This window comes from Photobacterium minamisatsumaniensis (assembly GCF_050336695.1).
GTDB lineage: Bacteria > Pseudomonadota > Gammaproteobacteria > Enterobacterales > Vibrionaceae > Photobacterium > Photobacterium minamisatsumaniensis.
Map to the genome: position 1 here is coordinate 80985 of NZ_JAKJSI010000017.1, position 12554 is coordinate 93538.

Annotated in this window: 9 protein-coding genes; 8 read left to right on the top strand and 1 reads right to left on the bottom strand. The window is 39.3% G+C overall.

The annotated features are described in order from the left end of the window. Nucleotides 1-21 precede the first annotated feature (21 nt). The 8 genes from L4D78_RS09075 to L4D78_RS09110 all read left to right on the top strand — a co-directional run bounded on the left by L4D78_RS09075 (nucleotide 22) and on the right by L4D78_RS09110 (nucleotide 11577). The gene (locus L4D78_RS09075) at nucleotides 22-330 is read left to right on the top strand and encodes a hypothetical protein (RefSeq protein ID WP_428458020.1); all 309 of its coding nucleotides are present in this window, start codon (nucleotides 22-24) and stop codon (nucleotides 328-330) included. A 13-nt stretch (nucleotides 331-343) separates the two neighbouring features. After that, nucleotides 344-2500 carry a peptidase domain-containing ABC transporter gene (locus tag L4D78_RS09080; protein WP_428466612.1) on the top strand — a complete coding sequence of 719 codons (2157 nt, stop codon included), beginning with the start codon at nucleotides 344-346 and terminating at the stop codon, nucleotides 2498-2500. After that, nucleotides 2497-3843 (top strand): HlyD family type I secretion periplasmic adaptor subunit, encoded by a 1347-nt coding sequence (locus tag L4D78_RS09085; RefSeq protein WP_428458022.1) that lies wholly within the window; start codon nucleotides 2497-2499, stop codon nucleotides 3841-3843. Before L4D78_RS09080 ends, L4D78_RS09085 begins: the two co-directional genes overlap by 4 nt. 1 nt (nucleotide 3844) lies before the next feature. Next, nucleotides 3845-5335, top strand: coding sequence for a TolC family protein (locus L4D78_RS09090; protein WP_428466613.1), 1491 nt, complete (start codon nucleotides 3845-3847; stop codon nucleotides 5333-5335). Between the two features lie 499 nt (nucleotides 5336-5834). Then, nucleotides 5835-6653, top strand: a complete 819-nt coding sequence (locus L4D78_RS09095; RefSeq protein WP_428466614.1) for a hypothetical protein — start codon at nucleotides 5835-5837, stop codon at nucleotides 6651-6653. Between the two features lie 362 nt (nucleotides 6654-7015). Further along, nucleotides 7016-8269 (top strand): SIR2 family protein, encoded by a 1254-nt coding sequence (locus L4D78_RS09100; protein ID WP_428466615.1) that lies wholly within the window; start codon nucleotides 7016-7018, stop codon nucleotides 8267-8269. Beyond that, complete coding sequence (locus L4D78_RS09105; RefSeq protein ID WP_428466616.1) at nucleotides 8259-10235, top strand: ATP-binding protein; 1977 nt, start codon at nucleotides 8259-8261, stop codon at nucleotides 10233-10235. The genes L4D78_RS09100 and L4D78_RS09105 overlap by 11 nt, the downstream gene beginning before the upstream one ends. A gap of 154 nt (nucleotides 10236-10389) precedes the next feature. Further along, nucleotides 10390-11577 carry a hypothetical protein gene (locus L4D78_RS09110; protein WP_428466617.1) on the top strand — a complete coding sequence of 396 codons (1188 nt, stop codon included), beginning with the start codon at nucleotides 10390-10392 and terminating at the stop codon, nucleotides 11575-11577. 219 nt (nucleotides 11578-11796) lie between these two features. On the opposite strand, the gene L4D78_RS09115 is transcribed toward L4D78_RS09110, so the two are convergent. Further along, nucleotides 11797-12546, bottom strand: a complete 750-nt coding sequence (locus L4D78_RS09115; protein WP_428466618.1) for a DeoR/GlpR family DNA-binding transcription regulator — start codon at nucleotides 12544-12546, stop codon at nucleotides 11797-11799. Nucleotides 12547-12554 lie beyond the last annotated feature (8 nt).

Here is a 12554-nt window from a genome sequence, read left to right on the forward strand (position 1 = left end):
CATGTATAAAGGATATATCGCATGGCAGATCAACATTTTATCGATGGTATTGAAAATGTAGCAATCATTGCTGGGAACGTAAGGATGGATTTTTACACCTTCGGTGTCGACCCAGATACCAGTGGGAAAGAGCCACCGAGGGAGCATAACTTACGTCTCGTCATGTCGCCAGATGCTTTTTTGAGAAGTTGGCAGACACATACCCAACTCTTGGAAGAGCTAAAAAAACGCGGGCTTATTACTCAGCGTAGTGATGGAGAATTAGCAGAAGGCCCAGCATCAGCGGCTGATGAGGAAAATCAAACCACCCTATCACCTAGTTTTAGCTAAGTAGGAGCTTGATATGAACACCGCATTGGAAGCATATGTTCTTATCGCAAGGTATTACCATGTTTATCATTCAGTACATAATTTAAAACGTGATCATGGTGTCAAGGACGACACCATGACCCGCTTGGAATTATGTCATTTAATAAATAATAGTGGCTTACAAGCAAAGCAGCTAACGCTTAGCTGGACTCAGTTTAAGCGCTTAGGTAGTGGGTTTCCTGTCGTTATTCAGCTGGAAAATAACGACTTTGTGATTGCCGCAGGGGTGAAATCCGCGCAGGATGGCTCGTTAGAGGTTCTGATACAAGATCCTCGTGCAAGCAGCCTTGAGTTAATTGCAATCAGTGAAGATAAGTTTCGGGCGAATTGGAAAGGCGCTGTTGTACTGGTTCGCCCTATGGGGGAAGAGCTGGTCTTAGAGCAGCCTTTTGGTTTTACATGGCTGTTTAGTGAGGTGCTCAAACAACCATCTCTTATTTTTCAAGTCGCCAGTATCTCAATGTTTTTGCACATCATCGCTTTTGTTGTGCCACTTTTTTCTATGGTTGTCTTTGATAAAGTGATTGGTTATCAAGGCTATTCAACCTTACATGTATTATTTTTTGGGGCAATGACTGCCTTAATTGTCAGCGCTATTCTCTCACTTGTTCGAAATATCCTTATTCTACATACCGTGGCACGGCTTGATATTGAAATTGCCCATTTAACCTGTCGGCGGTTGTTCGCCTTACCGTTGGTTTTCTTCCAAAAAGTGGCCGCAGGGAAATTAGCCAAGCAGGTGCAAGAAGCGAGCAGTATTCGCGAGTTTATTACCGGGAATTTGCTGTTTACGCTGATTGAACTCACATCAGTTGTTGTGATCCTCCCTGTGATGTGGTTTTTCAGCCCCCAATTAACATGGCTCGTGATTGGTTTTGCGGTTGTTATTATGACGAGCCTAATGTGTATTCTTAAGCCGTACCGGAAGCAGCTTGAAGCCCTTTATATCGCAGAGGCAGACCGGCAATCGCTGATTGTTGAGACCGTACGTGGCATTGAAACGATAAAGAGTCTGGCGATTGAAAAGCGTCAACAACAAGAGTGGTTAGATGTTACCGCGAAGGTCGTAACACGCCAGCATACTGTTGGGCGTTGGAGTGGCTATATCAATGAGATAAGCGGTTTTCTTCAAAAAGCCATGACACTCACCATTATTTGGTTTGGTGCGCAAATGGTGTTGGCTGGTGAACTTACAATTGGTACGTTGATTGCTTTTAATATTATGGCGGGACGCATTGCGGGGCCGCTTGTTCAGTTAGTTGGCCTAGCTAGCAAATACCAGCAGACGGCAATTAGCGTTGATATGTTAAGTCGTGTTCTAAATAGCACACCAGAGCGGCTGCGTAGCGGTGGGATCACTCCGCCCATGAAAGGGCTAATCTCTACCGAGAAGCTGAGCTTTAGTTATCACCCTAATCAGCCCCCTGTGTTGCAGGATCTAAGCTTTGAGATCCGGCAAGGGGAAAAAATTGGCATCGTTGGACCGAGTGGTTCAGGCAAAAGTACGTTAACAAGGTTAATACTTGGCTTCTATCAACCTAGTCAGGGCTACATACGCGTTGATAGTCATGATCTCAGAGAATATGACCCGAATTACCTACGCGCTCATATCGGTGTCGTGCTTCAAGAAAGCTTTTTGTTTCGAGGTACAGTAAAAGAAAACCTTGCCAAATCTCGCCCGGATAAATCACTAGAGCAGATCATCGAAGTGGCCCAAATGAGTGGTGCCAATGAATTTATCGATGCTCTTCCGCAAGGCTATGACACCATGTTGGAAGAGAATGCGAGTAATTTGTCTGGCGGACAAAAGCAACGACTTAACTTTTCTAGAGCGCTACTTGATGATCCTAAAATACTGGTGATGGATGAAGCGACAAGTGCTCTTGATGCCGAGAGTGAGCAGTATATTTTAGATAGGCTGAACTCGCTTTCTCAGGGGCGAACACTGATTAATATCTCTCATCGCTTGTCTTCTATGCCACAAATGGATCGCATTCTTGTGCTTGAGAAGGGAAGGCTTGTTGATTTGGCTCCTCATTCCGTTTTATTAGAGCGCTGCCAGCTTTACAAACAGCTATGGCGTAGACAATTTCAAGGTACTGTTAGCCCTGTAAAGGAATTAATAGGATGAAGCAGAATGTCGATCAAGAAGTATTAGCTATTGCCCCTAAGTGGGAGCAACTAAGGCATCAACAGCCGAAGATGTCACTGTATTTCGGGCTATGGACCATGTTGATATCGGTTGCCAGTTTAGTGGTGTGGGCCAGCGTCTCAGAAGTCGATACATATGTAGCCGCCCGTGGACATGTAAAACCCATTATGAGGAATACCGTCTTACAAAGTCACACTGAAGGTAAATTGATTGAATATACAGGCAGAGTTGGTTCGCAAGTTTTAAAAGGTGAATTGATCGCGGTACTGGATGGTCGAGTGTCTAAATCTGATGTCAGTGCGACGAGGTATCAACTGCAAAGTGTTGAGGCTCGGATAAAGCGATTGAAGTCAGAGATCAGCGATGTCAATTTTGAAAGGAAAGATTTTGAAAGTACTCAGTATAACTTAGAGGCGTCCTTGTATTTATCAAGGCAATTAGCGCATAAGGCGACGGTAGAGACGAGAAAACAGCAGCTACAAAGCATTCAGTTAAGGAAAGCAAACCTTGAAAAAGAGAAAGCCATACTGGGTGAGCAACATGGGCTATACACGAATTTAGTGGCGGATAAAAAAGCACGATACGATAAAGAAAAAGAGGCTTTCAGCAGAAATGGTCCAAGAAAAGAAGAGTACCTGAATGCATTGGCACAATTGCTTGAGCTTTCCAGAAAGCGTGCGGCTCTTGATAGTAGTATGACGGCATTAATAGTTGAAAAGGAGAGTATAAGAAACGAAGTCAGGCGCTATTTAAGCCAACGAGAGGCGGAAATATCAGATGAGTTAGTAAAATCGACGCGGGAATATATCTCTTTACAGCAGAAATTAGTGGTATACGAAGAAAAAGAAAAGTTAGTTGAAATAAAAGCACCGTTTGATGCCATTATTTTCCGAGTTGCGGACAAAGCAATTGGTACACATGTTACTCCGAATGAATTTCTTTATGAGTTGGTTCCAATTAATAGTCCAATGGAGGTTGTGGTTGATTTAAACCCCGCGGATATAAATCAAATATCCCTCGGCGATATGGTAACCATTAAATTGGACTCATTACCTTTTACCAAATTTGGAACAATTAATGGTGAACTGCGTCAGGTAAGCGAAGATGCATTTAATGATGATGTGAATGGTGAGAAAGCCATCGCCTTTCGTGGCTGGATAGACATTACGAATATGAGTGAGTTGCGTTATTTACCTGTCGACTTTCGTCTCCAGCCGGGTTTAACGTTAGAGGCAAATATTCAAACAGATAAACGAACACTAATCTCATACCTCCTTTTTCCAATCGCGAAGGCGCTTGATGAAAGCTTTAGGGAGCCATAATATGAGAAAGCTTATGTTGATTGTTAGCTTAGTATCACTGGTCGGCTGTACGATTAAACCAGAGGTGGCTTCTGAGCAAGAAGTGACAGAGATCGTTGAAAAACAAAAACAGTGGATCTTAACGACGAGGCTTAATATTACTAAGCCGCTAACACTGTCTGACGTGATAGTACTGGCTCTTAAAAATAATTTGGAATTAGAGCAGGCTAGATACCGTGTTCTCGTTAATCAAACGACATTAGACAATACCCTTTATAGTTATTTACCTAAATCAAACTCGGCTTTTAATCGAAGTGTCCGAAATAACGATGGTGGGGCAAGTGATGTCTTACCTCCAGCACGTGATCGCAATACCGTTACGAGTTCTATTTCATGGTCGTCGTTAGATTTGGGTCAAGCTTATTTACAAGCGAAACAGTCGGGTAATGACTTATTAATTGAACAGCTACAACAGAAGAAAGTGATTTCAAGGATTGTTCGTGAAGTGATTTCCGATTATTTGGCATTAGCGATGATTGAACATGAAATCATAAAAGCGCGAACCATCGAGCAATCATTAATTATAAGCCTAGCTAAAGCTAGGGCATTAGAATCTCGTGAGCTTATCGACCCAATAAACTTGCTGAGTTATCAAGAGCAGATGCTGAGCCTTCAAATCCAGCTACAAGAGCTAGAGTCTGAATACTTAAAAACGAAGCAAATGTTATTAACGCGGATTAGTGCGCCGGGCCTTGAACTTCAACTCTCTCATAAGGGGCGGAACACATTAAGTTTGTCACTTGACAATATAACTCTCGAAGCGCTTGAGCAGTTTGCTTTGTATAATCGTTCAGATTTGCGTGAGTCCGACTATAAGATCAGGAATGCAGGGCTAGAAATACGAAAAACATGGTTGAATGCACTCCCAAATTTCTCGATTGGGTATACCAATAATTATGACTCTGACCCGAATTTACGTAATAACGAATGGCTGCAGGTCGACCTTAACGTCGCGATGAAAGTGATTGAGCTCATTGCTCTGCCAGCACAGATTAATGAGCTTCAGAAAAAAGAGCAGTTGGAAAAACTCAGTTCATTGGCTTTTGCTGTCACTGTTTTAGGCCAAGTTCGGGAAGCGAATATTTCTTTTTTATCGGATAAATATCGACTAGGTCTAGAGCGAAAAAGGGAGCAGTTGCAGCATGAGATTGTTACCTTGAAACAGCAACGTGTCGCTTACGATTTAATGGATGAACTTGATTCGTTCAAATCGGAAGTAAATGCTGTTATTGCGAGTGTTCGAAGAGGAAAAGCGTACAGTAATTACCAAAGCTCAATCCTTAAATTATTAGAGCAGGCTGGGGTGGATTTATTTCCATCTCATGCCACGTTAGCTTCAGGTGAGGAGTTACAGCAGAGCGTGGATGTATGGTTAAAATCGTTGCCAAGTACAATTGAAAACTTACTTCATCACAAGGTGCAATATACGGCGTTGAGCGCAGAGCTGAGTTAGCACGCCCTAGCCATTAGTGTTGTCGAGGACAATAAACGTCGAACACACCTTTAAAATTTGTCACTTTTTATGCTTTCAGAGCGAGTCGGTAGGCATGACTCTAACTCAGAAATGCCCCAAAATCATTTAGGACATCGGGAAGCACTAACATACATATATTAAATTTCCCCCAAATAATCTAATCGCTGGATCAAGAAGTCTTCAGGAAGCTATCGTGCTTAGCTAAGCATAAACCTGATTTTATGTGCAACTTACGGAGTGTTCTAAGAGCATTATGTAAAAGGGAATTTACGCATAGCTTGAAAAAGCAAAACTGTTTTACCAAGCTTTAACCGTTGTAGATATACAATTCAAATACTAAGAATWCGTTCCTTGAATATATAGTGAAACTGAATTAACAGTGGCCTTTGTAAAAAGAGATAGAATTAAATTATCCCTCAATTTTTCAGGGAGCCTGCTATGCTGGTGATTGAAATACATACAAATTGTGGATAAAAAAATGGTTACTACAAGGAAAGTTTATCTGACACATCTTTATGAGCAGTTCGACTATTATGGTACTTGGTTGCCGAATACGCCTATCAAGTTAGGTGATATAGTTGCTAAAAAGAAAGGTACATATAAGGTCATCAGTACACTATCGAGCTACAATCTAGCTTTCAGTGTCAGAGAAAGCCCTGAACCTCTAAACTTTACGTATAGCTCTAAAGCAGAATTTCAATTAAATGTGGATGCCGACTTGGCAAGAGAGCAAGGAATAATACCAATTGGTGGTCGGCTGTCTATCGAAATGAATGAACAGGGTGGTTTTGTCTTTCAGGCCAAAGGTTGTCGCGTACAGACAATAGATAACATCCAAGAGTTGGGTCGGAAGTTAACCAAGCTAGTGTCGGAAAACAATTGGGAAGAGGAATGGTCAGTTGTTGATAGAATCGTCGTATCAGACAGTTCAACGATCATTATTGCCAAATCGTTTAACGGAAAAGTCGAGTTAAGTGGTAAAGCCGATTTTAGTCTTGAAGAGCTTGCTGATGTTAATGCTGGCTTATCGGTAATAAGTCAACAGGGAGATGTTTTCCAATGTGTAGCCGCAAGAAAACTTACCCCCCTGTTTGGGCTTATGTCTATTAAAAAAAGTATTTGGGAAAAGCTGAAGGGAATAGTTAAGCGCAAAACTAAAAACCCTAAATATAAACCAAATGTCTCTTATGCTGTGGATGGTGTACCAGAGTACATAGTAGATTATGAAGATCCGATAAATTACAGCGAGTTAAGCGAGGAAGATGTTCTAGAGCGTAAAACTCCAGATTTCAATTGAATTCACTAGCATGGACGCTGTCCTCATTATAACTACTCTAGAAAAAGGTTTGACTTGAGTGATGCTGAATTTCTCTGTCCATAGACATCCATTAAGATTGATGTCTATGGATCACACAACTAAAGCACTTTGGGACAAAAGTGCCTTAGAGCAACCATCCTAAAACGTTTGTGCCCCGAAACGAGTTTGAGCGAAGGATCAATTTCGAGCTATTCGCCTTGTTTTGCCCTTCAGATAATCTAGCCAAAAAACAAAATACACCTCACATATTCAAGCTTATAACCTTCCGAACTAAGCAATCAGTTTAGTAAATTTTAATGGTTAAGGTAGAATGAAAAATATCTTTTGGATAGGTTAACTAAATGAATAAAGTGAATTTTTTGTCATCATTCGTAAAAAGAACAGAGGGTGTTAAAGTTCCTGTTCAAATTGATATTGATTCTTCAGACAAAAATGAGAATGAAGATTATCAAGCGTTACTAACAAGTATCAATAACCTGTTAGATTTTGACAATTTGATTGTTCTTGCTGGTTCGGGTACATCTTTGACTTTTACAGGAATAGCCCCAAGCATGGGGCGACTGTGGGAAAAATGTAAAGAACAAGATCCTGAACAGTTCGAGGTCGTTCTTGATGCTGTTCAGTATGATAAAAATCAAACTAAAAGAGATGATGAAACAAACGAGCCGTGGGATGATATTGAGCTATTGCTATCTTTGTGCGATCAGTATATTGCTTTGTTTCCCGATGAAGAAAAAACTATCCAGCTTGTCTCTTTCTTAGAGCAATCAAAGAAAACTATTTTAGATGAAACAAACTTTACCGATGCTATTGACTCAAATGATTGGGTTTCACACGATAAATTTATCAGAACTTTAGGTCGAAGAAGTCCTAAGCAGCAACGATTAAAGCTATTTACTACTAACTACGATTTAGCTTTTGAGCATTCTGCTGCTAATACAGGTTTTGTTGTTGTTGATGGCTTTGAGTTTTCATCTCCTAGTTTCTTCAACCCAGCATGGTATCGTTATGATATTGTTGACCGAAGTGGACAATCCAAAAACGCAAGTTCTTATATTCCTAATGTGCTTCATCTGTACAAGATGCATGGTTCTGTTAATTGGACTCGTGAACACGGACGAGTAAAAAAAGTCGATTATAAAGCGATTATTAATGACCCTGTTTTTATTTATCCCAGCAGTTCTAAGTATCAAACTTCTTATGATTCCCCGTATTTAGATATGATGTCATCGTTTCTTAATAGCCTTCAGCAACCTAAAACTGCATTGATATGTTTGGGGTTTGGGTTTAATGATAAGCACATCAACAATGCAGTTACTATGGCTCTTCGAACTAATGCTGAATTCAGCCTTCTTGTCGCAACAAAAGATCCATTTAATGAAAATGGATCTTTTAATAAAGATGTAAGGAATCTATTGAATTCAGCCATCCAACATGGTGATAGAAGAATATCAATAATTGATGGGACTTTTGAGCAATTTTCTAACTTGTTGCAAGAGCGTAGGAAAGAAACACCAGAAGAGAAGTTATTCAAAACCTTTGAATCATTGGCTGAAAATATGATTACTAACAAGGTTGATAGTAATGAGTTCTAATGATTGGTTTACACCTTATGATCCCAATCGAAGAATTGGTAGTGCTATCAATATTTCGCCAGCAGAGATTACTGCAAATTTATCTGATGCAGGATCTGGTGAAGCAAAGTGGTATTTGGGAGATCGTGTTGCAGCAGGAGAAGTTAACGAATTTGTTTTTCTTGATTGTGGTCAAACGGCTGTATTAGGACGATTAGTACAAGTTTGGCTAGATGGTGCAGAAAGACTCTCTGTAGATGCTATATCTGTTGATAATGGGTTTAATAATCCTATTGGTGTTATTCAGTTATTGACAAGTGTTAACACTGCTACAGGGGAAATATATCGTGGCATCAAAAATCATCCAAGGTTAGGTAGCCAAATATATTCTGCTCATCCAAAGTTAATATCTATTTTGGCAGAAGGTGATTCTAATGATGATGAAGTAAAATTAGATATAGCAGAACTACCATATGACTCAACAGTGAACATTACAGTAACCCCAGACAAATTGTTCGCAAGACATTGCGCCGTTTTAGGCGCTACTGGTGGCGGTAAAAGTTATTCAATTTCCAGATTGATACAAGAAGTGCAGCAACATGGGGGAAAAGCTTTAATATTAGATCCAACTGGTGAGTATTCTGATTTAGAGTGTGAGACCTATTATGTAGGTAATCATGAGAATGCTAATGCTGATAACACAGTTACATTTCCGCACTGGAGACTACCTGAATCGGATATATTTGCATTTTTGCGTCCGTCAGCGCAAACACAAATGCCTAAGCTAAATTCTGCCATCTTGAGTCAAAAAATTGTTGCCAAGTATTATAACAATCCCCAAGGACTTTTTATTAATGAGCAAAAATCATTAGTTAAAACAGGGCAATTAAAAGCACCTTTCAATCAAGCACACGAGATGATTGAAAAAAATGATTGTCAGTATTGGTGCTTTAAACATATCGCAGATCAAATTATTCATGAATGTGTATGGCCTTCAACTAAAGAGTGGGTTGATAAAGTACAAGTTATTAATGAATCTGTTTGGGGGGGAGCTTCTGATGGTGATCTTGGTTACTGTATGAGTCTTATATCGAGGATAAAGTCTTATTCTGAAAATAAGCATTTGAATTGGATGATAGATGCAAAAGGGTATAAGGAAATTCCAACTCTACTTAGTGATTTTTCTTTAAACAAAACAAGTAGCCGTCTTCTTAGGATAGATTTATCAGCAGTATCATATGAAGCAAATAGTCGTGAAATTTTAGTTAATGCTATCGGTAGAAAGCTAATGGACTTGGCGAGAAACGGAAGCATTAATCATAGTGACCCAGTGTTAGTTTTTATAGATGAAGCACATCAGTTTCTAAATAAAACAGTTGGAGATGAAGCAACTTCGATCAAGTTAGATTCATTTGGAAATATTGCAAAAGAAGGTCGTAAGTATGGCCTGAATGTGGTTATCGCAACGCAACGTCCTAGAGATATACCTGAAGATGTGTTGAGTCAGGTTGGATCTTTGATTGTTCACAGGTTAACTAACTACCATGATCAAGAAGTTGTTAAAAGAGCCGTAGGCACAATGGATCAACGTTCTGCTTCGTTTTTGCCAACACTAAGTCAAGGTGAAGCATTGCTACTAGGGATTGACTTCCCATTTCCAATGACAGTCAAAATGAAAAAGCCAAAAATCAAACCTACATCGAAAAGTGCCGAATACTCAGCCGCTTGGAAGCGTAAAACCAAGCCTATAATCAAGAGTGATGTTGCTGAATATCTAAAGATTCCAGACGAATACATAGATGACTTTGAAAGCTTAGATATCGAATATGTGCCAGATAAAGGTTCTAGTGAAGATATGGTTTATAGCTATTATTTTGAAGTTCCTCAGGATGTAACTGAAGAGTTACTTGATTCAATGAGTTGGTCTAAAGGGCAATTAATTAGTGATATACCAGTTCATGTTTTTGAAAATGAATGCCACAAATAGACTTTTTTTATCAGCCGAGTAAAAAATGGGATCAAGTCTTGCGTTTTGTTTTTGGTGTTTTGACTTAACCATTGGTCACGTCTTAATTTTTATTTTTGGCCAACATTAACAATCGCCAGTAGATATCATTAATTTATTTTTCTAGGAGGTTTAAATGAACTTTGTGGTCAAGTTGAAAGAAATAAAGAAAAGAATAGAAGAAAAAAACATTAAGCGTAAAGAAACTTTTACTGAAGACTTCTTGGATAAATTTCAAGATTATATTTACTTTGGTATTGAATCTGAAGAGATTTTTGATGATGAAAAGTTATTCATGGCTTCTGATGAAGGTTTTGGTATAAAAAAAATATTTGAAGATAAAGATGAGATAAAAAACGCGGAAAATGAGAGATTTAACAATAATTCCTTATATAAGGTTTATTAWTTTAACAACCCTGATGGTTTGAACAGACCTATTAGAATTGATGTTGTAGTTCAAAACAAAGAAACCACTCAAATACTGAAAGACAGGTACAAAGGTGTACAGATCAAATCTGTTATAGATATTGAATTTTTCGAACGTTTACCAATTGAAGTTGACAACAAGAATCATGAATTGGAAGAACTATTGCTGGAGTACTTACATAATCCTGAGATTTCTCTCGAAGATATTGATGATATTGAATCTATATTAGCTTTACGTGACGTCGAAAAGTTCCATATGACATTTATAGTCGATGATAAGGACAATATTTATCCAATTTATCTTGGGATAGGCTCCAATCAGCCATTTTCAATTAGTGAAAAATCAGACAAATACGGAAAAGAAAGATATTATAGATATTCAACAAACTCAAAACATGCCTTTGAGCAGTCATCCAAAGTAACCAAAAAACCAGTTATCATTCCAGATAATGCCATTATTTTTAGCGACTATACTTCTGATGGAAATGATTATGCACTATTGAATGAAGTCGGAGTTATTGTAAAGAGTGGGAGTAGCTGGCATAAGGCCATTTATGAACCTATTTACAACGATCTAAGTCAATCAAAGCTGGTTAGAACTGATGGATTAGATTTCGTTAAGAACAAAATTGATGACTTTTTTCCTAATTATGAACATTACCTTCAAGTTAAATTCGATCCTCTAGAGGTAGTCAAGCGATATGGGCATAGAAAATCGGCTGAATTTTTATACTCTAAAGGGCTGTTGGGAGCAGGGTATCAACAAGAGATAAATGTTGCTTCAGACCTATTTAAAAATGGCTATGATGATATGCATAGGCTAAAGCCTTCTATTTTACTAATAAAATGCATGATTAAAGATGGAACGCTTAGAGAGATAATTACAGAGGGGAGGTGATCTCCTTATCCTCAAGTAATGTAGGTTGTAGCAAGTCGTAACAAGGTTATGTCCAAGGACGTGTTACAGAAGATGAGCGTAACACTCCTTTGCCCTATTATAATTTAGATTTAAAGCTCATACACATCCTGTTTAGACGTGTTTGCTTTACCGTGCACTATATCAATTCCCCCTCGGGAGTTTTAGAAGGGGCAGGGACTGAGTGGAATACAGTTCGTTTTAATCAATTATCAACAGTTCGACCTCATAATGTTCTAACCGACGAATAATGTTTTCAGGCGGTCGTTTGTCTGTGATGACAAAATCTATATCCGACCACAAACAGGATTGATACATTAGTTGGGTATTGAACTTGCTCGATTCGGTAACACAGATTACTTGGGTAGACTGACTCGCCATCGCTTTTTTCAGGTTAGCATCTGACTCTAAGTCCGTAGTTATCCCTGCTTCTGACAGCGCACTCACCCCAATAAAGGCTTTATTCGCTTGATATTTTTTGATCTGCTCGGTGGTCGTTTCGCCAAGGATCGCATGAGAAAAATCATCGAATGATCCACCAAGTATGCACTTCTTGATGTGTCTTTTTCCGCTGAGCTCGTAGAGGCACTCCAACGAATTGCTAATCACACGGGATGGGACATCAAGGTGACGTGCAATTGCAGCACATGTAGTACCAGCATCAAGAAAAACGATGTCCTGCTCATTGATAAGAGAAGCACTATATGCTGCAAGCTTTTGTTTTATTGTGCTTTCTATTTCCCTTTGCTGAAAAGAAAGGCTCACCTTTTTTTCGTCCAATATCGCTCCCCCTCGAATACGAAGGATACCCGGGTGATCAGCGAGTTTTACCAAGTCCCTTCTCGCAGAGTCATAGGAAATATCATAGGATTGGCAAATCTCATCTATCGTGATCTTCCCATGGTTTTTTACTCGAGCTTCTATCTCGATCAAGCGTTCTTCTTGAGTCATTGCTACCC